This is a genomic window from Sorangium sp. So ce1335 (genome assembly GCF_051521615.1).
Lineage (GTDB): Bacteria > Myxococcota_A > Polyangia > Polyangiales > Polyangiaceae > Sorangium.
On sequence record NZ_CP150363.1, the window covers coordinates 3352452 to 3375765 of the forward strand.

The 23314-nt window shown below is 73.3% G+C and carries 13 protein-coding genes; 6 read left to right on the forward strand and 7 right to left on the reverse strand.

The genetic code is table 11. From position 1 onward, the window contains the following. Positions 1–530 precede the first annotated feature (530 nt). Complete coding sequence (locus WMF24_RS12580) at positions 531–1562, reverse strand: hypothetical protein (RefSeq protein WP_437736634.1); 1032 nt, start codon at positions 1560–1562, stop codon at positions 531–533. A 590-nt stretch (positions 1563–2152) separates the two neighbouring features. Between WMF24_RS12580 and WMF24_RS12585 the strand changes: the two genes are divergently transcribed. The 3 genes from WMF24_RS12585 (at position 2153) to WMF24_RS12595 (ending at position 7021) form a co-directional block, all read left to right on the forward strand. Then, complete coding sequence (locus WMF24_RS12585; protein WP_437736635.1) at positions 2153–2992, forward strand: hypothetical protein; 840 nt, start codon at positions 2153–2155, stop codon at positions 2990–2992. A 232-nt stretch (positions 2993–3224) separates the two neighbouring features. Next, on the forward strand, positions 3225–6308 hold the full coding sequence (locus WMF24_RS12590; protein WP_437736636.1) for a DEAD/DEAH box helicase: 3084 nt from the start codon (positions 3225–3227) through the stop codon (positions 6306–6308). Positions 6309–6448: 140 nt separating this feature from the next. Continuing rightward, positions 6449–7021, forward strand: a complete 573-nt coding sequence (locus tag WMF24_RS12595; RefSeq protein WP_437736637.1) for a hypothetical protein — start codon at positions 6449–6451, stop codon at positions 7019–7021. A gap of 87 nt (positions 7022–7108) precedes the next feature. On the opposite strand, the gene WMF24_RS12600 is transcribed toward WMF24_RS12595, so the two are convergent. Then, positions 7109–7759, reverse strand: coding sequence for a hypothetical protein (locus tag WMF24_RS12600; RefSeq protein WP_437736638.1), 651 nt, complete (start codon positions 7757–7759; stop codon positions 7109–7111). A 230-nt stretch (positions 7760–7989) separates the two neighbouring features. Between WMF24_RS12600 and WMF24_RS12605 the strand changes: the two genes are divergently transcribed. The 3 genes from WMF24_RS12605 (at position 7990) to WMF24_RS12615 (ending at position 13006) form a co-directional block, all read left to right on the forward strand. After that, positions 7990–9636, forward strand: a complete 1647-nt coding sequence (locus tag WMF24_RS12605) for an SDR family NAD(P)-dependent oxidoreductase (protein ID WP_437736639.1) — start codon at positions 7990–7992, stop codon at positions 9634–9636. 298 nt (positions 9637–9934) lie between these two features. Further along, a complete protein-coding gene (locus tag WMF24_RS12610) occupies positions 9935–12130 on the forward strand; it encodes a cation:proton antiporter domain-containing protein (RefSeq protein WP_437736640.1) in 2196 nt (731 codons plus the stop codon). 6 nt (positions 12131–12136) lie between these two features. Further along, complete coding sequence (locus WMF24_RS12615; protein WP_437736641.1) at positions 12137–13006, forward strand: PTS sugar transporter subunit IIA; 870 nt, start codon at positions 12137–12139, stop codon at positions 13004–13006. 96 nt (positions 13007–13102) lie between these two features. Here the strand turns inward: WMF24_RS12615 and WMF24_RS12620 are convergent, their stop codons facing one another. The 5 genes from WMF24_RS12620 to WMF24_RS12640 form a co-directional block, all read right to left on the reverse strand. After that, a complete protein-coding gene (locus WMF24_RS12620) occupies positions 13103–14314 on the reverse strand; it encodes a hypothetical protein (RefSeq protein WP_437736642.1) in 1212 nt (403 codons plus the stop codon). Position 14315: 1 nt separating this feature from the next. After that, positions 14316–17165 (reverse strand): TonB-dependent receptor domain-containing protein, encoded by a 2850-nt coding sequence (locus WMF24_RS12625; protein WP_437736643.1) that lies wholly within the window; start codon positions 17163–17165, stop codon positions 14316–14318. Positions 17166–17172: 7 nt separating this feature from the next. Then, positions 17173–20199 carry an ATP-binding cassette domain-containing protein gene (locus tag WMF24_RS12630; RefSeq protein WP_437736644.1) on the reverse strand — a complete coding sequence of 1009 codons (3027 nt, stop codon included), beginning with the start codon at positions 20197–20199 and terminating at the stop codon, positions 17173–17175. Between the two features lie 313 nt (positions 20200–20512). Beyond that, positions 20513–20647 carry a hypothetical protein gene (locus WMF24_RS12635; RefSeq protein WP_437736645.1) on the reverse strand — a complete coding sequence of 45 codons (135 nt, stop codon included), beginning with the start codon at positions 20645–20647 and terminating at the stop codon, positions 20513–20515. Between the two features lie 203 nt (positions 20648–20850). Next, a complete protein-coding gene (locus WMF24_RS12640) occupies positions 20851–23304 on the reverse strand; it encodes a protein phosphatase 2C domain-containing protein (protein WP_437736646.1) in 2454 nt (817 codons plus the stop codon). Positions 23305–23314: the final 10 nt, after the last annotated feature.

Sequence of the window (23314 nt, forward strand, 5' to 3'; positions counted from 1 at the left end):
CAGACCGAGGCGTATCCGCGTGCGCCGTGGCCGTTGCCAGGGAGGCAACGAGCATGGCGGCGCAACCGGCGCGTGACATCGGCGTCCCGGCTAGGGCGGGATCTCTGCCGCACCGGGCGGAGTGAACGCCTCGACACGAAGCACCCCGCCGCCTCCCCTCCGGCCGCTATACCCCCTCATATGGCCCCCTCCTCACCATCTCCCGCGCCCGTGGGACACTGCACCTCGGCCTTGCGGCGGAGGTGGGCTCGGCGAGATCGCTCCCACGTCGCAATCTTGTAGATACTGACTTTGGCGCGTCCGTAAAGCCTTTTGTGTGCGCGCCCGAGCGCACGAGGGACGCATTGCGTTTTGCTCTGTCAATTTCTCCTCATTGCGCGAATTTTCGTCCTGCGTTCGGTCGTGCCATGGGGTCGTCCGCGGACGACGCTTGCCTTGCTCGTTGTTCTGGCGATGCCTGACGCCGGTTCAGGGAGCCCCCCATCTCGCGACCTTGACGGCGCTCCTGTCGAGCGCAGGCGAGGTGGCGTTCAGTTGTTGTTCCTGTCCGGACGTGTCTTGCAGCAGAAGGTGCTGGGCCCGGTGAGGATGACCTCCCCCTCCAGCTCGCCGCCGCTCGGCTCGCAGCGCCCGGGCTCGTTGATGTGCCATACCGCCTTCATGCTCTTGGGCTGGACCCCGGGCGTCGGGGCGAGGCAGCCCGGATCTTTTTCCGACGCCGCGCCGGCGCCGAGCAGGTCGCTGCACGCCGCGTCCCGGTAGGAGAGGAGCGCCAGCGAGCACTCGCCGCCCGTGGGGGGGCCGCACTCGCACGGCGTGCAGCGGCGCTCGTCCTCCATACCGTCGTAGAGCACGACCTGCTCCGGGTAGTCCTGGGGGCAGGTCACCTCGCCCTCGCCGAGGTGCATGATGCACAGCGAGAATTCCCGCATTTGCTCGGCCGGCACACACGTCTTCGGGGCGCCACAGGTCTCTTTCCGGGTCACGCCGGCGCACGCCTTGCCGGAGCGATACCACCGCGGGAAGAGGATGCGCGGAACGGGCGGCGGCTCGACGCTGGCCTTGCAGGGCATGAACCTCGGCGACCCGAGCAGGAGCGCCTTGTGGTCGCTCACGAAGTGCTCGCTGGGCACGACGCAGGCGCCGTTCAGGACATCCAGGGTCCTGTTCAGCGGGATCCCCGCGCCCTCGCACCTCGCCGACGGCGCCATCGTGAGGCCCTCGGGCAACGCGCAGATCGACTCGCTGCACCGGCACGGGCTGCACACGATGGGATCGTCGAGGGTCTCGTGCCCCGTGTACACCGTGACAGGGGCGGAGTCAGGGCACTGCGGCTCATCCACCGTCCTGCCGACCCAGAGCAGGGCAGGGCCGTCGAAGCCCTCCGGCGTCGGGTCGACACACTGGCCCTTGCACGTGCCGCATTCGGCGATGCACGCGTCAGGATCGGGATCGTCTTTGCACTTCTCCGGGCACGCCAGATAAACGGACGTTCCGCTCAGGTTACAGCCTCCGGGGCACGCGGCGAACAGCAGCGCAAGCGCGAGACGGGTCCTCTTCATGAGATCTCCTTGTCGGCGAAGAGCTCGCAGCCCCCGACGGGCTCTCGGCTTGCTCGGCTTACTACAGGTCAGACCGTTTCAGGCGAAGACGCGCCGGAGCGCGACGAGGAATGACGCCGCAGGGCCCATTGCGGTTCGGGCCGGTGAATTCTAAGCGGTCGTGGATGTGGGCAGTGTCTGCCCGCGCGGCGCGGGGTTGGGCGCAGGAATGCATTTTCCGAAACGGAGACTCGCTGCGTGCCGTATGCGCACTTTCGCCGAGCACGGCGGGACGCCGCGGAGCGTCGCGGGACGCCCTCGACGCCGCCGAGCGCGAGGGAACACAACCGGGCGCAAGGGAACACAACCGCACGCAACCGCCTCGGTCACCGCCGCGACGCGGGGCAGGCGCGGCCTGCTGGGTCGACAGGCGAGCCGCGCGCCCGCCGGAACCACGCGAAACCATGCGGAACCATGCGGAACCATGCGAAACGATGCGAAACGATGCGAAACGATGCGGAACCATGCGAAACGACGCGCGCGGGCGCCTCTGGCCGGCCGTGGAAAGCGCTCGCGACGCCCGCGCTTGCTGCGTTAGGCTCAGCATCCAGATGCGTGGGGATCCATCCGCTACCGAGCCCGGGCCCCAGCGCCCGGCGCCACGTCCTCAGGAAGAAGCCGGCTCGGGAGGGGCGCCGGGCGACGCGCTGGTCCCGTCCGCGACCGTCTCGCTCTCGTCAGGGCGCCGCTACGAGATCGCGGCGACCGCGTCGGGCGATCGCCTGGTCGTCCGCGGCAGGGACGGCGAGCTGCTCTTGCAGATGGAGATCACCGACGCCGGTCCGGTGCTGTCGTTCTCGGAGCCGAGCGGCGAGCGCGCCGGCGCGCAGCCGGGCGCCTGGGGGGCCGAGTCCTCCATGCCGCCGCGGCGCGCGACCTGGGTGCCGCAGTCCGCGATCGTCCCGCTCGCGAGCGCCAAGGGGGGCCCGTCGGAGGCCGACGAGGCGATCCAGGTGCCGCGGGCCATGCCGCTCCCCACGATCAAGCTCCCGCGCGACGCCGAGCTGCTGGAGCTCGACGGCGGCGGCGCGAGGTCGGGGGTCACCCTGCGGCGGCCCCCCGGTGAGGCCGGCGAGGGCAGCGCCGCCCCGGCCACGCCGGCGCCCGCGGGCGCCGCGGCCTCCGGGCCGGCCCAGGCGCCGGACCTGCACGGCGCGCGGCGCGCGGTGCCCTCGCTCAGCCTCCAGGAGTACGCGATGCTCTGCGCCGAGTCGTCGGTCGGGGCGGCGTCGTCGTTCGAGCAGGCGCTCCTGCGCCACGGCATCGCGGACCGGGACCTGTGGAAGGCGGTCGATCGGAGCTGGCAGGACCGGCTCGAGCGCGAGCCGATGCTCACGCTGCGCTGGATGGAGCTCACCACCCGCTATCGCGAGCACCTGACGCGCCGGTAGCGCCCTCCGCGTCGGGCCGCGCTCCCGCGAATTCCTGCTACAGCAGCGCACCGCGCTCGCCGGGCGAGCTCCGGGGATCTGGAACACGAGGCGGCGGAAGAGGACGCCTGATAGTCTTCACGATCTCTCCGCCTCCTGGGACATCGAAAAGAAGCAAGAAACAAGAAGCGGCGCCGGTCCAGCGAGAGCGCGCGAGCGCGCAACGGAGCCGGCGTCGGCGTCTGGAGTGTCTGTGCAGGGTCTCCTCGAAGCCATCAGAAAAGCCTGTCTTCCGGGCCTCTGGTCCCAGGGCGTGAAGCTCGCCCGCGAGGGCGCCGCCTTCGGCCGGGAGGACCGCGGCGAGTCGGTCGTGATCCGCGTCAAGGCGGCGGGCCAGCCCGTCGCGCCCACCGTCACCCTCTATCCAGCGGACGCCGAGTGGACGTGCGACTGCGGCGGCAAGGTCGATCCGTGCGCCCACGCCGTCGCGGCGGCGATCGCGCTCTCGCAACCGGCCGCGCAGGCCCAGCCGGCCGCGCAGGCCCAGCCTGGCGCGCCGGCCGCGCCGAGCCCGCCGGGCGCGCAGGCCACGCAGGCGGCGGCGCCGGGCGCTCAGGCCCAGCCCGCGCGGCTGCGGTACCGGCTCCGGCGCAAGGGCCTCGTGCTCTCGCTCGAGCGGATGGTCGTGCACGCGAGCGGCGCCGAGGAGCCGCTCCGGATCTCGCTCGCCAGCCTCGCGGGGCGCGGCGTGAGGGCGGCGCCGGCGAGCGCCGACCGGCCCGGGCCGAGGCTCCCCGAGCTCTACCCGACGCACGAGGACCTCGCGATCGACCGGCTCGTCGGCACGAAGCAGCACGGGTATTTCCCCTCGGATCGCCAGCCCGAGCTCTTCGCCGCGCTGTCCGGCGTCGCCGACGTGGAGCTCGACGGCGCGCCCGTCCGGGTCTCCGGCGAGGCGATCGGCCCCCGCGCCACGGTCCGCGATCACGACGACGGCGTGGCGCTCGTCGTCGAGCGCGACCCGCGCATCGACGAGGTGATCGCGTCGGGCGTGGTCCGCTGCGGGGGCACGCTGCACCTGCTCCGCGAGGTGGACCTCACGGGCCCGAAGCTCGATCGCCTCCCGCTCCGCCGCGTGTTCCCGCGGGGCGACCTCGGCAAGCTCGTGACCGACGTCCTGCCGGAGCTCACGAAGCGCGTCCCGGTCACCGTCCAGAGCCAGCGCCTGCCGCGGCCGGGCGGCGCGTCCCGGCCGCGGATCCTCCTCGAGCTCAGCCAGAAGGACCACACGCTCTCCGTCGTGCCCAGCCTCGTCTACGGCGACCCGCCGGAGGCGCGCATCGACAACGGCCGGCTCGTCCACCTGTCCGGCCCCGTGCCCGTCCGCGACGAGGCCGCCGAGCGCGCGCTGCTCGCCCGGCTGCGCGACGAGCTGCACCTCATCCCGGGCCGCCGGGTCGACTTCGACGGCGCCGAGGCGGTCCGCTTCGCCACGCGCCTCGAGGCGTGGGACGGCCGCGCCTTCGCCGAGGCGCGGGGCGAGCTCTTCGGCAGGGCCGAGCTCGTGCCGCGCTTCGTCATCGACGACCGCACCTTCGACGTCGAGTTCGAGCTCGCGACCGGGCAGGAGGACGGCGCCGACGACGGCGAGGGCGCGGGCGCCCCGCGGAGGCGCGCGGACGCCGCGTCCGTGATCCGGGCGTGGCAGGACGGCCTGCCGCTCGTGCCGCTCCTCGGCGGCGGCTGGGCGCCGCTGCCCGCGGCGTGGCTCGAGAGGTACGGCGCGCGCGTCGCCGACCTGCTCGCGGCGCGGCGCGACGACAGGGAGGTGCCGCCCGCGGCGCTCCCGGCGCTCGCCGCGCTGTGCGACGAGATCGAGCACCCGCGCCCGTCCGGCTTCGACAGGCTGATGCCGCTGCTCGACGGCTTCGCGTCGCTCCCCGAGGCGCCGCTGCCCGCCGACCTGACCGCGACGCTCCGCCCGTACCAGCGCCGCGGCGTCGACTGGCTGTCGTTCCTGCGCGACGCCGGGCTCGGCGCGGTGCTCGCCGACGACATGGGCCTCGGCAAGACGCTGCAGACGCTCTGCGCTGTGCGCGGCCGGACGCTCGTCGTCTGCCCGCGCAGCGTCGTCCACAACTGGGCCGACGAGATCCGGCGGTTCCGCCCCGGCCTCCGGTTCGCGATCTACCACGGCGCGCGGCGCGCGCTCGATGCCGCGGCCGACATCACGCTCACCACCTACGCCGTGCTCCGCAACGACGTCGAGCTGCTCGCGGCGCAGGCGTGGGACGTCGTGGTGCTGGACGAGGCGCAGGCGATCAAGAACCCCGACAGCCAGGCGGCGCGGGCGGCGTTCGCGCTCCGCGCCGAGCTGCGCGTGGCGCTGAGCGGCACGCCGGTCGAGAACCGCCTCGACGAGCTCTGGAGCCTGATGCACTTCACGAACCGCGGCCTGCTGGGCGGGCGCGGCGCCTTCCAGGACCGCTACGGCCGGCCGATCGCCGAGGGCGCGGCGGGCGTCGCGGCCGAGCTGCGGCAGAAGATCCGCCCCTTCGTGCTGCGGCGCCTGAAGCGCGAGGTGGCGCCCGAGCTGCCGCCGCGCTCGGAGATGGTGCTCTACTGCGAGCTCGAGGAGGCCGAGCGCGAGCTCTACGAGGCCGTGCGCGCGGCCACGCGCAAGGACGTGGTGGCGAGGCTCGCGGAGGGGGCGAGCGTCATGGCGGCGCTGGAGGCGCTGCTCCGCCTGCGCCAGGCGGCCTGCCATCCGGCGCTGATCCCGGGATCGGGCGTCGCGGAGGCGGGCGCGGCGCCGGCGTCGCGGACGACGCCGTCGTCCAAGGTGATGCGGCTGCTCGAGGCGCTGGAGGAGTGCGTGGCGGACGGCCACAAGGCGCTCGTCTTCTCGCAGTGGACGTCGCTGCTCGACCTCGTCGAGCCGCACCTCACCGCCGCGGGGATCTCGTTCAACCGGCTGGACGGCGCGACGCGCGATCGCGCCGGGGTCGTCGCGGCGTTCCAGTCGTCGGGCGGCCCGCCGGTGATGCTGATCTCGCTCAAGGCGGGCGGCACCGGCCTGAACCTGACCGCGGCGGACCACGTCTTCCTCCTCGACCCCTGGTGGAACCCCGCGGTCGAGGACCAGGCGGCCGATCGCGCGCACCGCATCGGGCAGCACCGCCCTGTGATGGTGCACCGGCTCGTCGCGAAGGACACGGTGGAGGAGGGCATCCTCGCGCTGCAGGAGCGCAAGCGCGCGATCGCGGGCGCCGCGCTGGGCGAGGCGGACCGGGCGGTCTCGCTGACGCGGGAGGACCTGCTCGCGCTTCTGCAGTAGCGCGCGCCGAGGCGCGCTCCGCGACGGTCGTTCACGACCCGGCGGGCTCCCGGCGCACGCGGCGACCAGGCGCTGGACGCCGCAGGAGGGCGCGGTGGCGCGCGGTTGCGGGCACCGCGCCATCATGGGATGAGCGGGGCGTGATGCGAACGTTCACGCTCCCCCTCGTCGCGCTGCTGACGTCGCTCGTCGCGTGCACCGGCAACGGGCCGCGCGAGCCGTCGACCGAGCCGGCGGCCCCGGCCCCGCCGACGGCCCCGGCCCCGCCGGCGACCCCGGCCCCGTCGGCGCCGACGGCGCCAGCGCCGACCGGGGACGCGCCGACCACGCCAGCGTCGGCGTCGCCGTCGCCGGCCGCGTCGTCGCCCGCCGTGTCCGGCGACGAGGCGCTGCTCGGCTCGTGGACGTCGGCCGCGTGCGGCGCGCGCAAGTACGAGCGCGTGCTGGCCCTCGCGCAGGGCGGCACGTTCGTCGCGGAGGATCGCGTCTCCCCCTGCCCGCCGCGGGTGGCGTGCATCTGGTCGGGGATCATCCACCGCAAGGGGGCGTTCAAGCGCTCCGGCAACACCGTCTCGCTCTCGGTCACCGAGGCGTCGCACGGGCCGAGCGGCCAGCCATTCCCGACCACGCTCACCGTGGATCCGTCGACGGACGCCCTCGTCGAGGCGGGCGACGGCGGCGCGGCCTGCTCCTACAAGCGCGCCGGCCGATAGGCGCGCTCCCCAGGGACACCGGCGCATGGAGCTCGGGGGCGGCGCCGCTCGGCCGGAGCGTCGGAGGTGCCGGCCGGCGCCCCGCCGTCACGCTGGAAGCGAGCCGAAGAGCGACGCCCACACGGCGCGCGTCCGGGCCGTCAGCGCGTCGGCGGCCGGCACCTCGATGGCGTCGTCGGCGACGAGCACCTTGGCGTAAATCGCCTCGTACACCCGCTTCACCTCACCCGGCCGCACCATGTCGCGATCGTGAGCCGGCATGATCCCGACCAGCCTGTATCTCTGCCGTTCGGCCAGGACCTGCTGATGGGGTGATTTCAACGTCGCGAAGTAGTACGCGAGCTCTGCTCCGATCGCGCGCCCGAGCCTCTCGAGCAGCATGGGCCCGAGGAGCGCGAGGGACGCGCCGCGATGCGCCGGAGCGATCGCGCCCATCCGGGACGAGATGGTCCTCGCGCTCGCGTTCTTCTCGAAGGTGATCATCGCCACGATGGCGCCCTGGTGCCTCGCGATGATCGGGAGGATCGGCCGGTCCTCGGCGACCTCCGCGAGCATCGTCTGCTCGTGATAGAACTCCGGCGTCAGGTGGCATGACTCGGCGCCGACGACGATGTCCGGGTACCACCCGCGGAGGTCCTCCACCAGCGCGAGGACATCGGCTCGCCGGAGCTGCATCAGCTCGTAGCCGCTCGGTGCCTTCGTCTCGTCGAGCGTGGCGAGCGCTCTGTCCCAGTCCATGTGACCTGCCCCTCCGTCAAGTGAGCCGTTCGTTGCTGAAGGAGATACGGATTCCGGCTGGACCCAGCCGGCCACGCGAGCGCCCCGCGCCAGTCGAGCTCTTCCCTCGCGCCGGAGCCGCCCTGCGGGTCAAAACGCGGGCGCGATGCCGAGTCAAGCGCCTCGGCCGGCCGCGGCCCCGGCGCGCCGGTTCGCGGGAGGGCGCCCGCGTGCTATGCACCGCCGCTTCGATGAGCTCCGAGAGCCAGTCCGCCGGCGCAGGCCGGCCGTTCACCGCCGCCGAGCTCGACGCCTGCCTGAAGGTGCTCGAGTCCATGGTCGCCGATCGCGCGCTGCTCGCCTCGGTCGGCGCGGAGGACCGCCGCCGGCTCCTGCTCGCCGCCGGCCGCGTCTCGCGCCCCGAGCGCGCCGAGCAGCGGGAGCTCGCCCGGGCGTTCCGCAAGAACGACCGGCGCGCCCAGAGGTCCGCGGACGCCGCGCTCCTCGACGCGGTCGGCATCCGCGCCGCCCGCCGCGAGCCCGTCTTCCGCACGCCGGACGCCCCCGCGCTCGCCCCTCCGGCTGCGCCCGGCCCGCCTGCGCTCGCCGCGCCCGCCGCCGCCCCCGCCGCCGAGTCGGCGCCCGCCGCCGCCCCCGCCGCCGAGCCGGCGCCCGCTTCCGGCCCCGCCGCCGGAGAGCCCGCGCCGCCGGTCGATCCGGGCGCGCCGGAGCTCGCGAAGCCGCGCAAGTGCTACGTCTGCAAGGCCGAGTTCCGCAAGGTGCACTTCTTCTATGACTCCATGTGCGGCGCCTGCGGCGACTTCAACCATCGGAAGCGCAACCAGACGGCGCCGCTCGACGGCCGCGTCGCGCTCGTCACCGGCGCCCGCGTCAAGATCGGCTATCAGGCCGCGATCATGCTGCTCCGCGCCGGCGCGCGGGTGATCGTCACGACCCGCTTCCCGCACGACGCCTCCCGCCGCTTCTCGGCCGAGCGCGACTTCGACGTCTGGGGCTCGCGCCTCTCCATCTATGGGCTCGACCTCCGCCACACGCCGAGCGTCGAGCGCTTCACGCGCCACCTCCTCCACACGCTCGATCGGCTCGACTTCATCATCAACAACGCCTGTCAGACCGTGCGGCGCCCGCCGGGCTTCTACGCGCACCTCATCGAGGGCGAGGCCGTGCCCGTCCACGCCCTCCCCGAGGCCGCGCGGCCGCCCCTCCAGGAGTACGACGCCCTCCGCGCGCGCGGCGCGCTCCCCCTCATCGCGGGCGGCGACCCCTCCGCCGGCCTCCGCGAGCCCGCGCTCCTCTCGCAGATCCCCGGCCCCGGCGACGAGCCGCTCGACGACGTGCTCTTCCCGAAGGGCCGCTACGACGCCGATCTCCAGCAGGTCGATCTCCGCACGATGAACAGCTGGCGGCTGACCCTGGCCGAGGTCCCGACCGTCGAGATGCTCGAGGTCCAGCTCGTCAACGCGGTCGCCCCCTTCGTGCTGAACTCCCGGCTGAAGCCGCTCATGCTGCGACACCGCACCTTCGACAAGCACATCGTCAATGTGTCGGCGATGGAGGGGCAGTTCTACCGCCGTTACAAGACGGACAGGCACCCTCACACCAACATGGCGAAGGCCGCGCTCAACATGATGACGCGCACCTCCGCGCCCGACTACGCGAAGGACGGCATCTTCATGAACAGCGTCGACACCGGGTGGGTCACCGACGAGGACCCCGCGGCGCTCGCCGCCCGCAAGCTCGAGGAGCACGGCTTCCACCCGCCGCTCGACATCGTCGACGGCGCCGCCCGCATCTGCGACCCGATCTTCTCCGGCCTGCTGAGCGGCCAGCACATGCACGGCCAGTTCCTCAAAGACTACATGCCGACCGACTGGTAGGCGCAGCCGGCGCCGGTCGGCCGTCTCGCGCCGTCTCGCGCCGTCTCGCCCCGGCCCGCGCCGCCCACGGGAGGCGCCCGCCTTTCAGCAAGCTCAGCAGCAGCCGCCGACTCGCCGGAGCGCCGTTCCGTGGCGGGACGGCTGCGCGCGCCCCCTGGAATGCGCGCCTCCTCCGACCGTGCCGCCCCCGCTGCCCCCGGCGCGAGCTCTGCTTTGACGCTGTGCATCCTTGTTGTTGACAGCCGAGACGGCCCGCTGATAAGCGATCACTTAACACTTACCAGGAGGGAGCGTCCCCATGGAGGCCCTGATCCACAATCCGCTGGCCCGCTTCCTCATCCAGGCGTTCCTGATCATCGCGTGCGCGCGCCTGGTGGGCCTGGTCGCCCGCCGGCTGGAGCAGCCGATGGTCATCGCCGAGGTGACGGCGGGCATCCTGCTCGGCCCCTCGCTGTTCGGCTGGCTCTTCCCCGACGTATCGGCGGCCGTGTTCGCTCAGGAGTCGCTGCCGCTCCTCAAGCTGGTGAGCGAGGTCGGGCTCATCGTCTTCATGTTCCTCATCGGCCTGGAGCTCGACCCGAAGCTCCTGCGCGGGCGCGGCCACGCCTCGGTCATCATCAGCCACACGAGCATCGTCGTGCCGTTCGCGCTGGGCGGCCTCCTCGCGCTCTACCTGTATCCCCGGCTCTCCCCCAGCTCCGTGCCGTTCATGTCGTTCACGCTCTTCATGGGCGTGGCCATGAGCATCACGGCCTTCCCGGTGCTCGCGCGCATCCTCACCGACAAGCGGCTGCTGGGCACGAAGGTCGGCGCGCTCACGATCACGTGCGCCGCCGTCGACGACGTCACCGCCTGGTGCGTCCTCGCCTTCGTCGTCTCGATCGCGCGCGCCACCGGCCTCGTCGGCGCCGTGTGGACGACGGTCTTCGCCGTTGCCTACATCGCCGGCATGCTGTTCCTGGTCCGCCCGTTCCTCGCCCGGCTCGGCGAGCGCGGATCCAGCAAGGAGGGGCCCTCCCAGAACCTCGTCGCCGTCACGCTCCTCCTGCTCATCGTGTCGAGCTGGATGACCGAGATGATCGGCATCCACCCGCTGTTCGGCGCCTTCATGCTGGGCGCGATCATGCCGAAGGGCACCGGCTTCGCGCAGAGCCTGGCCGAGAAGCTCGAGGACTTCGCCGTTGTCTTCCTGCTGCCGCTGTTCTTCGCCTACAGCGGCCTGCGCACCCACATCGGCCTGCTGAACTCGGCCGACGGCTGGATCATGTGCGGCCTCATCATCGCGGTCGCCTGCGCGGGCAAGTTCGGCGGCAGCGCGGTGGCCGCCCGCTTCACCGGCCTGCGATGGCGCGAGGCCAGCGCGCTCGGCATCCTGATGAACACCCGCGGCCTGATGGAGCTCATCGTCCTGAACCTCGGGCTCGATCTCGGCATCATCTCGCCCAAGCTGTTCACGATGATGGTGCTCATGGCGCTGGTGACCACCTTCATGACCTCGCCCCTCCTGCGCTGGATCTACCCGCCGGAGGAGCTCGCGAAGGAGCTCGCCGACACCGCGGAGCGGACGCCGCTGCCCACGGCGGCAGAGGTGTTCACCGTGCTGATGTGCGTCTCCTACGAGCGCTCCGGCCCGGGCATGGTGACGCTGGCGAGCGCGCTCGCCGGCCGCGGCCCCGAGGCGCGGCGCCTCTACGCGCTCCGCCTCCTCCCGCCCACCGATCGCGCCTCGTTCTGCCTGGACCAGGGGCCCGAGCGCCAGGGCGCGGCCGCGCTCTCGCCGCTCCTCTCGCGGGCCAAGGAGCTCGACGTCGAGGTCCGGCCGCTGTCGTTCGTCTCGCCCAAGCCGAGCCAGGACATCTGCAACGTCGCCGACGTGAAGCAGGCCGACCTCGTGCTCGTCGGCTGGCACAAGCCGCTGCTCGGCCAGACCGTGCTCGGCGGCACCGTCTACGAGGTCATGCGCTGCGCCCGCACCGACGTCGGCGTGCTGATCGATCGCGGGCTCTCCGCGGTCCGCAAGCTGCTCGTGCCGTTCCACGGCACCGCGCACGACAAGGCGGCGCTCGCCCTGGCCCGCCGGCTCGCGCAGCAGGTCGGCGCCGACGTGACGATCCTCCATGTCGTCAACCCGAAGCGCCGCGCCGACGACGCGCTCGGCGCAGAGGAGACGGTCGACGAGGTGTTCGAGGGCGAGGAGGGCGGCGCGCTGCGGAAGGCGAAGGTGACGCTCAAGGTGGTCCAGCACGAGTCGCCCGCGGACGCGGCCCTCGAGGAGTCGAAGCGCGGCTACGATCTCGTCCTCGTCGGCGCCGGGCCCGAGTGGGGCCTCGCGCAGCGCCGGTTCGGCATCCGCGCCGAGCACATCATCCAGGGGTGCCCGACCTCGCTGCTCGTCGTGCGCCGCTACGAGCCCGCGGCGGTGCCCGCCCCGGCGCCTGCGCCTTCGCAGCCCATGCTCTCGGCCGCCCTCCGGGCCGAGCCCGACCGCACCTGACATCCCATGCCCGCCCTCTCCGACGCTGAAAGCGCGTCACGCGCGCGCGCGCTCGCCGAGTTCGGGGCCGCGCTGCGGCTCCTCCGCGTCGAGGCGGGCCTGAGCCTGCGCGCCCTCGCGCACCGCATCGGCGTCTCCAGCGCCTACCTGAGCCGCGTCGAGCACGGGCACGACGCCATCCCCACGCCCGACCGGCTCACGGCGATCGCGGGCGCGCTCGAGCTCCCCCCGGCGCTGCTCCTGGAGCTCGGCCGCCAGGTCGAGCCGCTCGTCTCCCGCTACCTCGACCGCGTCCCGGCGGCGAACGCGCTGTTCGTCGAGCTCGCGCGCCGCAACCTGAGCGGCCCGCAGCTCGCGCGCGTGAAGGCGTTCATCGACGCCGAGTTCCCTTTGAGCGCGCCGTTCGGCGAGGCGCCCGCGCGGCGGCTCAGCGCGCTGCTCACGCCCGAGCGCATCGTGCAGCACCTCTCGTGCGCGCACATCGAGGACGTCATCGACGTCGCCGCGTCCCGGCTCGCCGCGCCGGGCGGCGCGCCGACCGCGAGCGCGCTCGCCCAGGAGATCCTGCGGCGCGAGCGCGAGTCGCCGACCGCGCTCGGCAACGGCGTCGCGGTCCCGCACGCGATCGTCCCCGGCGCGCGCCCGGCGGCCGTCGTCGCGACGCTGGCCGAGCCGCTCGCCGTGCCCACGCCGGGCGGCGCCCCGCTCCGGCTGCTGGTCGTGCTCGTCTGCGGCGAGGGCGGCCGCGCGCACCTCGAGCTGCTCGCCCAGGTGGCCCGGCTCGCGAGCCGCAACGCCGCCGACGTGCTGTGCGCCGCGCGCGGTCCGGCGCAGCTCATCGAGCAGCTCGCGCAGATCGAGGCCGGATGCGGCTGACGGGGGCGGCCCCGCGGCGCCGCGCGGGTCGGCCCCGGCGGGGCGCGAGGCGCCGCGCGCGGATCGGCCCCGGCGGCGTCGCGCCGGGGGCCGCCGTCACTCGACGCGGACAAGGCGCTGGATCACCGACGCGCCGCCGCGCGCGTCGCGCACGACCGCCGTGATCGTGGCGATGCCCGGCTCGGCCGGCGGGATCCACGTCACCGCGTGGCCGCCGAGGTAGCCCCTGGACGCGTCGCTCACGAGCTTGATGCCGCCGTCGATGTCGCCCATGTCGGCGAAGTAGTTGACCCAGACGATCTCCTTCAGCGGCTCCAGCTTCGCGTCGGGATCGGGCTCCGCGACGTCCTCCGGGATCATCGCCTCGATCGTGTAGGTGCGGCACGCGTCGAGCGGGTCCTTCGCGTTGCACCCGACCTCGCGCCGCTCCTCCGCGTCGATGGGGCAGGGGGTCGCCTCGGCGAGCGAGGAGATGTCCTCCGACATCTCGGCGCCGTCGAGCTCGAGCCCGTTCAGCGCGGGGTTCGCGTTCCTCCGGCCGCCTCTGGGGCCGACGTCCGGGCCGCCTTCGGCGGCAGCCTCGGCTTCGAAGACGTAGACCTGCGTGTAGCCGGGGACGAAGCTGTCCGGCCCGAGCCGGCGCCCCTCGCTGTCGAAGCAGGCGACGGGGAAGGTCCCGGCGCGCCCTGTGCCCTGGTCCTCGACGGGGCCGAGCGTCCCGGTGCAGGCGACGAAGAAGACGTACGCGCTGCCGTAGGCCGGGCCCGAGACCGGGGGCACGCGGCCATCGAGGATGCCCTCGCCGATCTTGATCGTGTACGTGTCGCCGATGCCGGGGCGCACGCCGTTGAGATCGGGCAGCGGGGCCGTCGGGTCGCCGGCGCGTTGCCACGCGTCGAACTTCTCGGCGAGCTCCGCGAACTGCGGATAGCAGCCGTAGTAGTCGTCCCCGATCGGGTTCTCGCACCCGCCGAACCAGTAGACGGTCACCGGCCGCGACCCGTCCTCGGGGCCGCCGAGCCCGTCCTGGTAATGGATCCGGAAGGTGACCTCCTCGCCGGGGTCGGCGTACGGCTTGTCGGCGACAACGGCGAAGACGCGGAGCCCGTCCACGAGGCTCGGCGGATCGAAGCCAGCGACGCACCCGGCGGAGATCGCCGGCGCGGCGATCGCGCCGAGCGCGAGCGTCCCGAGCAGCGCCCGCCGCCACCTGCGCCAGCGACCCGCGCCGGCGTGCCTCGCCGCGCCGCCCGTCGGTTGCGCCGGTTGCGTCGGTTGCGTCGGTTGCGCCGATCGCGTCGATCGCATCTCAGAACTCTCCCCGCAGCCCGAAGCTCGGCAGGATGGGCAGCCCGCTGACGTACTGCCGGGCTGTGTAATTGTAGTTGTACTGGATCGCTTCGCTGTTCGCGTTGTTGTAGACGTTCTGCACGTCGAGGTAGGCGGACAGCTTCCAGCGCCTGAACTTCCACGTCTTGTCGAGGCGCACGTCGAGCTGATGGAACGCCGGCAGCCGCTCGCTGTACGGGGTCGAGAACGGGATCGGCGTGTACGTCCCGGTGGGCGCGTAGAAGAGCGCGTTGGTGCGGTACGGATCGCAGCTCAGCTCGTTCACGTTGCACACGTTGGGCGTGACGAGGTTGCCGGAGACGAGGCGGAAGCGGGCGCCGAACTCCCAGCCGTCGCCGAGGCGGTAGCTGCCGAGCACCGTCAGGATGTGGGTCTGGTCGAACGAGACGAGCCGCTCCGCCTCGCCGGGGCCGGGCACGCGCGTGCTGCGCGACAGCGTGTACGCGGCCCAGCCGAAGAAGCGATCGTCGGGCTTGTACTTGAGGAGGAACTCGCCGCCGATGACCCGGCCGGACCCGACGTTCTGGTAGTCGAGCTGCACCGACCCGGGCTGGTTCACGCCGAAGACGAGCTCGTCGAGCTGCTTGTAGAACCCCTCGGCCGACGCCTCGATGTTCCGGGTCACCTCCTGCTCGACGCCGGCCGCGTAGTGAAGCGCCCGCGTCGACCGCAGCCCCGGGTTGCCGAGCGGCGGGATCACCTCCTGGAACTGCGGCGGCTGGTGGAACACGCCGACGCCGCCCTTCAGCGTCGTCCGCGGGAACCCCGGGACCACGTCGACGCGCCCGTTGACGCGCGGGCTCACGGTCGCCTGCTGGTTCAGGTCCTGGTAGTCGAGGCGCACGCCGGGGACGATCTTCGCGCGGGGGCTCGGGGCGAGCTCGAGCTCGGCGTACGCCGCGGGGTAGAAGAACTCGCCCTCGCGCGAGAACTCCTGCAGGGCGCGCGTCGAGAACGGCTGGTTCGGCGGCTCGCCGGGGCGGTTCAGGGCCGGGCCGCGGAAGTTCACCCCGTAGAGCCCGGCGAAGACGTCGACGCCCGCGTTGAAGACGACGCCCTTCGACATCCGCCGCGAGTACTCGAGGCGGCCGGAGAGCGTCTTCAGATCGATCTGGAAGTAGATCGGCCCGATCCCGAAGTCGGCGTCGTCGCGCGCGATCGCGAGCACGCCGTCGAGCCGATCGCGGTCGGTGAGCTCGTGGTCGTAGCGGAGCTGCAGCCGCTGAAACGCGGTGTGCAGGCCGACGTCGCCGGAGAGCGCCGGCTCGCTGGGCTGCGGATCGGCGAGCAGCAGCTCGAGGGCGTCGTCCGCGCCGAAGAACGTGAGGCGCAGGCGCGACGACGGCGTCGGCTCGGTCTCGAGGAGGACCTGGTAGTCGTAGTAGACGGGCGCCTGGGTCACGCCCGCGCCCGCGGCCTCGAGCGCCGGGCCGAACGTCTCGCCGATGTAGCTCCGCCGGCCGGCCACCATGAAGCGGGTGTTCTCGAGGAACGGCACGGGGCCCTCGAGGAGGAAGCGCGCGTCGATGAGATCCATCTGCGCGAGGCCGTGGAGCTTGCCGTCGTCCCTCGGCGAGCGCAGGGAGACGTCGACGATGCCGCCCTGCACGCGGCCGTATTTGGCGCTGAAGTTGCCGGGGTAGAAGTCGATCTTCTCGAGCATCTCGGTCGGCACGACCGAGGAGAGGCCGCCGAAGTGGTAGATGAGCGGCACCTGCGTGCCGTCGACGAACGTCTGCGTGTCCTGCGGGCCCGAGCCGCGCACGATCAGCAGGCCGGCGAGCGCCGGCGGGCGCGCCACGCCCGGCAGGTTCTGGAGCGAGCGCAGCGCGTCGCCGTTCGTGCCGGGGATGCGGTTGATCTCGCGCTGCTCGAGCGTGCGCTTCGTGACCTCGCGCGGCGGGCGGTCGCCGCGGACCGTGACCTCGAGGCCGTCGCCGCGGGGCAGGAGCCGGTACTTCACCTCGAGCTGCTCGCCCGCGGCGATGTCCTCCTCGACGGTGAGCGGCTCGAAGCCCGGCGCCGCGATGGTGACCTTGTAGCGCCCCGGCGGCAGGCCGAGGAAGGCGAAGCTGCCGCGCTCGTCGGTGGTGGCCTCCGTCGCCGCGGGGGCCGGCGGCGCCGCGGCGGAGGCGTCCCGCTCGCGCGCGCCGCCTCCGGCCTCGGGCGCCCGCGCGACCGAGACGGTGGCGCCCGCGAGCGGCACGTCGCCGCCGCTCGCGAGCACGGCGCCGCGGAGGTTGTCGGCGGCCGCCGGGGGGGCGCCGTCGGCCGGCGACGCCGTCGACGGGGCGGTCTTCAGGGTGAACGTGTAGCGGTACAGGATGCGCGCCGCGGCGGGGGCGCCGTCGGCGCGGCGGGCGGGCTCGAACTCGAGCTTCTGCGCCGCGGCCACGGCGGCCTCGTCGAAGCCGTGCCCGGCGCTCTCGACGACGACCGCCTGCTTCACGCGCCCGTCGCGATCGATGTCGAGCTGGAGGGTCACCGACGCCTCGAGCCCCTGCTTCTCGGCCTCGGGCGGGTACTCCGGCGGCGTGTAGTTGAGCGCCCGCGGCGGCGTCGGCTGCCCTGCCGGCGCGGCCGGGGGGGCGGGGGGCGTGACGAGCGCGCCGCCCGCGCCCCGCGGCACGCTCGGCGGCTCCGCGGGCGCCTGCGGCGTCCCCTGGCCTTGCTGGCCCTGCTGCTGCGCGCGCGCCGGGGAGGGCGCGTGCGCGGCCGCCAGCAGGGCCGCCAGCGCGGCGGCGCGCGGCGCCCGGGAGCGGCGCGGGAGCGGGCCTCCGGCGCGGATGGGGGCGGGCTCCTGCGTCATCGCGAGGTCACACCGGGTCGCGCCGCTTGAGGATGGCGCAGAGCGTGACGAGGATGATGACGGTCATCCCGGCGAGCACCGCGAAGGGGAGCCAGGTCTGGTCGTACGTGGTGAATCCCCACGCGCCCGCGTAGTTGTCGGCCGCCATCTGCGCGATGGCGCACTTGAACTTGCCGGTCTCGATGAACTCCGCGGGGATCGAGTCGGCGCGGTGCAGATCGATGACCCAGGCCGGGTCCTCGGCGATCGCGTTCCGCTCCGGCGCGATCGCGCCCTCGAACCCCCAGCGCGCGGGGATGATGTACATGAGCGGCCGGAGGTGCGGCACGGTCGTCATCGGCACCATGAGCCCGCCGAGGACGACCTGGGGGATGAGCGCGATCGGCGTGAGCGCCATCGCCGCCTCGGACGAGGCGACCACCGTGGAGAGGAGCAGCCCGAGCGCGACGGCGCTGAGCGACGTCGCGGTCAGCGCCGCGAGCTGCATGGCGAACGCCTGCGCGCCGCCGTGGAAGCCGAGCGTGAAGAACACGATCGCGAGCAGGACCGTGCACTGGATGACGCAGAAGACGGCGAGCAGCAGGTACTTGGAGAGCACGTAGTTGACGAGCCCCAGGTTGACCATGCGCTCGCGCAGGTAGATGGCCCGCTCGCTGACGATCTCGCGCGCGGCGTTCGAGGTGCCGAACCAGACCGCGGCGACGACGAGGAAGAAGATCGCCGCCGTGTGATCGGTGGTGGCCTCCATGCCCTTGAGCACTTCGCTGCTCTGGTCCCCGCCGCCGGCGCGGCGGCCGAGCTCCTGGAGCGCGCCGAGGCACCAGGCCGGGATCGCCTTCTCCTGCCCGCCGAACACGATCGCGAGCAGGATGCCGATGATCGGCGCCTGGAGGAGCATGATCAGCGTGCCGCCGATGTCGCGGATCTTGACCTTGAAGTAGCGCGACAGGAGCAGGCCGAGCTGCCCCTTCGTCGTGGCGCGGCCGGCCGGGATGCCGCGCTGGCCCTGGCCGGTGCCGATCTCCCGCCGGCCGGAGTACATGCGCCGGTACGTCGGGTTGGCGTCGTTGAAGAACTCCTTGCGCCACTCGATGGCCGCGAGCTTCCGGGCCTCGCCGCGCGAGACGTTCGGGTCGCGCGCGCGGAGCTGGTCGAAGATGGGCCGCTCGCGCATCGCGAGCATCTCGAACATGTCGCGCGGGTTGTCGACGTCGTTCGCCTGGCCGTGCCGCTCCTTCCAGCTCCCGAAGAAGCGGTACGCGTCGGGCCGGGTGGGCCCGAAGAACGTCGGGATGCCGCCGTAGCCGAGGATGAGCGCGTGGCTGAACTTCTCGAACTCGTCCTTCGCCGGCTGGTGGATCGTCATGATGATCGTCTTGCCGGTCGCCTTCGTCAGGTCGTGCAGCAAGGTGATCAGCGCGGTCGTGTCGTCGGCGGCGAGGCCCGAGGTCGGCTCGTCGAGGAAGAGGATGACGGGATCGGTGACGAGCTCGAGCGCGATGTTGACGCGCTTGCGCTGCCCGCCCGAGAGGATCTTGTTCTCGGGCTTGCCGATCTGGAGGTTCTTGACGCCCTCGAGGCCGAGGTCCTTGATCGTCTGCTCGACGCGCGCGTCGATCTCGGCCTCCGTGTAGTCGGGCGGGAGGCGGAACTTGGCGCTGTAGCGGACGGCCTCGAAGACGGTGAGCTCCGGGTGGACGAGGTCGTCCTGCGGCACGTAGCCGATGGAGCCGCGGAGCGTGTCGTAGATGTTGTAGAGGTCCTCGCCGTTGATGCGGACGACGCCGCTCGTCGGCGGCAGGTAGCCGTTCAGGGTGAGCAGGAGCGTCGTCTTGCCGGCGCCCGACGGCCCCATGAGCGCGATCATGTCGCCCGGCAGCGCCTTGAACGACACGTTGTCGAGGAGCGTCTTCTGCTCCTGCGGGTTGTCGCGGTCGGGGACCTGGAGCGAGAGGCTCCACGCCTCGATCTCGTAGAGCGGGCGCCCTGCCCAGCGATCGGCGGAGTACTCCTCCTGGACGACCTCGACGGCGCCCGCGCCCCCCATCTCGATCTGGAGGGGCATGGGCCCGATGTAGATCTTCTCGCCGCTCTGGACGGCGATCTTCTGGCCGGGCGCGATGCGGTTGCCGCGGACGTAGGTGCCGTTGGCGCTGCCGCGGTCCTCGACGTAGAGCTGCCCGCTGATCGAGTGGAGGAGGGCGTGGTGGCTCGACACCTGCGGGTGGGCGAGCACGATGTCGTTGTCGGGGGTGCGCCCGATCTTCTTGACGTTCGATCCGCCGCCGGAGAAGTCGAGCTGGCCGAGGACGGTCTTGTTCTTCTTGCCGGGCGCGCCCGCGGCCGCGGGCAGGGACGACGCGGCGTGCGCGGGCTGCGACGCGTACCCGGCGGGGGCGGGCTGCGACGCGTAGCCGCCGGCGGCGGGCTGCGGCGACGCGTAGCCGCCCGCCGGCTGCGGCGGCGGGGCGTAGCCGGCCGGGGAGGGCTGGGGCGGCAGGGCGCTCGCGCCGGGCGCGGCGGGCAGCGCCGACATGCGGGGCGCCTGCGCGAACTGGACGAGCAGGTTGATCTGGACCGGGACGGGCCCGAAGGCGACGGCGCCTCGCGGATCGATCGGCGTCGGCGTGCCGGGCGCGATGCGCTGCGCGCTCACGTACGTGCCGCTCGTCGAGTTGTGGTCGATGACCATCATGCGATCGAGCGTGACGGTCGCGTGCTGGCTCGACACGCTCGGGTGCTGGAGCACGAGCGACGCGCGCGCGGGGTCGCGGCCGATCACGACCTGGCCGGGCGCGGGCGCGAGCGTGCCGGGCGACGCCAGCATCAGCGTGATGGCCGGGTGATCGAGGGGGACGGGCGCCTGCGCGACGACGAACTGGGTGCGGAAGTCGAACGGGACTTGCTCTCCCGGCGCGAGCGGGCGTCCGTTCGCCGACGCGGGCCCTTGCGCGCAGACGAAGAGCAGCTTGCCACCGCCCTGGTTGAGGATGCGCGCGTGCTCGGGCAGGACGCCGGGAGCGACGAGCACCACGTCGCAGGTGGGAGCGCTGCCGATCGTGATGCTTTGTTTACCTAGCCCCGGGATCATGCGGGCCGCGTTTCACCACAGGCCGCCAGGGAGAGCAAGGAAAGAGGCGCGCCGTCGACGGCGCTCGCGCGCGCCAGGCGCGTGGAGTGCGCCGGGACGTGGGGAGGGGAGCCGCGCAGGAACCTGGGGAGAGCGTCGCGCCTGCTTCGACGGGCGCGGCGCGGTGATCATGGCTCGGTGAGAGGGTTTCGCCTTCCGGGCGGACAGCGCTTCAGCGTGGAGCGGGGGGGCGGCGGGAGCCGGGCGGCTCGGCGCATCACAGATCGAGGAGCATGAAGCCGGCGCGCGCCTCTTCGAGAGAGGGCGTGCGGGTCGACGCGGGCTCGTCGTCCATGTCCGCAGGTGTGCCATCCATGTCGTGTCCGTACTCGAGCTCTTGGTCTCCAGGCATGGAGGGACCTCCGGAGAGCCAGGTTAATCCGGAATATGGCCCTTCTTCAATTGCATTCCGTGGCCGAGATCGCCGCGCGCGGTGCTCATCCGGCGACACCGACCGTCGTTGGGTGATCGCGCGCGTGTACGCGCGTGATCGGGCGTGACCTGGCGCGATCGGGGCGTACGGGCGAGCGTGCGGACGTGTCTCCGTCGTCGCGCTCAGCCGGCGGTGAGCTTCCAGAGCAGGATGACGAGCAGCACGACGATCACGGCCGAGAGCGCGGCGATGGCGGCGACGGTGACGCTTCGCTGGGCGCGCACGGTGGTCGGGACGCTTGGCGCTGCGGACGAAGACACGGGGCCAGAGAAGCTCGGCGCAGGCGCGCCGTAGCCGTGCGCGCTGGGCGGCGCGGGGGCGTGGTGAGGGTGCGGGGCGGCGGCGAGGGGGCCGCCCGGTGCCGCCGCGTGATGCCCCGCGAAGCCCACCGACACGGGAGGAGCGTCCTGGGCGGCGATCGTGGGAGGGGGCGGGCCGAAGGCGGCACCCGGGTGAGGCGCGGCGCCGTAGGGGCCCTGGTGAGGCGCGGCGCCGTGGGGAGCACCTTGGTGAGGCGCCCCGCCGTGGGGAGCACCTTGGTGAGGCGCCCCGCCGTGGGGAGCGCCTTGGTGAGGCGCGGCGCCGTGGGGAGCGCCTTGGTGAGGCGCGGCGCCGTGGGGAGCGCCTTGGTGAGGCGCGGCGCCGTGGGGAGCGCCTTGGTGAGGCGCCCCGCCGTAAGGACCAAGGTGAGGTGGCGCGCCCGGGTGAGGCGCCGCGCCATGGGCGGCGCCCGGGTGAGGGGGCGCGCCGAAGGGGCTCGGAGGGGGGGCTGCACCGAACGGGGCAGGGTGAGGGGGGGCGCCCGGGTGAGGCGCCGCGCCGTGGACGGCGCCCGGGTGAGGGGCCGCGCCGAAGGGGCCTGGGTGAGGGGGCGCGCCGAAGGGGCCTGGGTGAGGCGCCGCGCCGAAGGGGCCTGGGTGAGGCGCCGCGTGGGCCATCGGGGGCGGCGCGTGCGCCATCGGAGGTGGCGCGGGGGCGGCGGGCGCGCTCACGGGCAGGGGAGACAGCACGGCGGGCGCGTCGGGCGCGCTCAGGTGTGGCGCCGGCGGAGGCGCTCCCGGCACGGTCGGCGGCAGCGCCGAGGCGGCGTCCGCCGCTGTCGGGCTCACGGTGGGCGCGCCGTCGTTGGCCGTCAGATGCACGGCGGGCGCGCTGTCGAGGGTCGGGTGCACCTGCGGCGCGCCGCCGGGAGCCTGCGGGGCCACAGCAGCTTGCAGGGCCACGGGGGGCAGGTTGTCGGTGATCGTCGCGACAACGCCAGCCTCGCTGTCGATGGTCGTCGGAAGGATCTGCGGCGCGCCGCTGGCCGCCTGCGGGGCCACGCCGGGCACGTCGTCGGTGACCGTCGGGCGGACCGCGGGAGCGGCGGGCGCGCTGTCGAGGGGCGTCGGGTGGAGCTGCGGCGCGCTGCCGGCGGCCTGCGGGGCCACGGGGGGTTTGCGGTCGCTGCCCGTCGGGACGACGGTGATCACGTCGCTCGCCGCCACCGGATGCGGCGTGGGCGTGCTGCCTGTCGGAACCACGGTGGGCGCGTTGCTGGTCGGCGTCGGACGCGGCGCAGGCGCGCTGCCCCCGGGGGCCGGTGCGCTGCCGGCGGCCGCGGGGCCAGGGAGGGGCGTGCTGCCGGCGGCCGCGAGGCCAGGGAGGGGCGTGCTGCCGGCGGCCGCGAGGCCAGGGAGGGGCGTGCTGCCGGCCGTCATCGCGACGGTCTCCTGCGGACCCGACGGGCGCGGCTCATCGCCCCCGGCGCCGCTCGCTCCCGGCGGCCCCTGCGCGATCGTGAGCGAGCGGCTGCCGGTCTCGATGACCCGCGCCATCTGCACGGTGATGTTGTCGTGGCCGCCGCGGTGGTTCGCGAGCTGCACGAGCATCCTGCACGCGTGGTCCACCGAGCCGGACGCGAGCGCCTGCCGCGTGCACCCGAGGATGTCCGCGCTGAGCACGAGATCGGTGAGCCCGTCGCTCGTCTGGATCAGCACGTCTCCCGGGTACAGCTCCATCGGCTCGGGCCGGACCTCGACCTCCACCTCCGGCTTCATCCCGAGGGCGCGCGTGATCTTGTTCGCGTCGGGGTGGCCGATCGCCTGCGCCTCGGTGATCATGCCCGCGTCGAGCATCCCCTGCACCATCGAGTGGTCGCGGGTGAGGGGATAGATCTGGTTGCTCCGGATCACGTACGCGCGGCTGTCGCCCACGTGCGCGATGTCGACGCCCCTGTCGTGCAGGACCATCGCCACGACGGTCGAGCCGGGCCGGGCGCGGTTCTCCGCCGGCCCGCCGAGCTGGTAGACGCGGCGCCCCGCTTCCTCGATCGCGACCTTGAGCGCCGCCCGCGGATCCACCGTGGGCGGCGTCTGCTCGATCACCTCGAAGATGGTCGTGATCGCGGTGCGGCTCGCCTCGCTCCCCCCGTAATGCCCCCCCATGCCGTCGCACAGGACGCAGAGGTGACCGAACTGGGTCTCGGCGTAACCGCACGCATCCTCGTTGACCTGCTTGTTTGGATCTCGACCCGCATCGCTGGCCTGGGCGAACTCGATCTTGAGGTGCAGGGAGGACTCGGTCGGGGGCATCATGGGGGAGCGT

What these genes read in the sequence shown, in the direction of transcription:
- WMF24_RS12635 (WP_437736645.1), bottom strand. Translation starts at nt 20,647, where the DNA reads ATGCCTGGAGACCAAGAGCTCGAGTACGGACACGACATGGATGGCACA.
- WMF24_RS12600 (WP_437736638.1), bottom strand. Translation starts at nt 7,759, where the DNA reads ATGGACTGGGACAGAGCGCTCGCCACGCTCGACGAGACGAAGGCACCG.
- WMF24_RS12610 (WP_437736640.1), top strand. Translation starts at nt 9,935, where the DNA reads ATGGAGGCCCTGATCCACAATCCGCTGGCCCGCTTCCTCATCCAGGCG.
- WMF24_RS12585 (WP_437736635.1), top strand. Translation starts at nt 2,153, where the DNA reads ATGCGTGGGGATCCATCCGCTACCGAGCCCGGGCCCCAGCGCCCGGCG.
- WMF24_RS12620 (WP_437736642.1), bottom strand. Translation starts at nt 14,314, where the DNA reads ATGCGATCGACGCGATCGGCGCAACCGACGCAACCGACGCAACCGGCG.
- WMF24_RS12615 (WP_437736641.1), top strand. Translation starts at nt 12,137, where the DNA reads ATGCCCGCCCTCTCCGACGCTGAAAGCGCGTCACGCGCGCGCGCGCTC.
- WMF24_RS12605 (WP_437736639.1), top strand. Translation starts at nt 7,990, where the DNA reads ATGAGCTCCGAGAGCCAGTCCGCCGGCGCAGGCCGGCCGTTCACCGCC.
- WMF24_RS12580 (WP_437736634.1), bottom strand. Translation starts at nt 1,562, where the DNA reads ATGAAGAGGACCCGTCTCGCGCTTGCGCTGCTGTTCGCCGCGTGCCCC.
- WMF24_RS12640 (WP_437736646.1), bottom strand. Translation starts at nt 23,304, where the DNA reads ATGATGCCCCCGACCGAGTCCTCCCTGCACCTCAAGATCGAGTTCGCC.
- WMF24_RS12625 (WP_437736643.1), bottom strand. Translation starts at nt 17,165, where the DNA reads ATGACGCAGGAGCCCGCCCCCATCCGCGCCGGAGGCCCGCTCCCGCGC.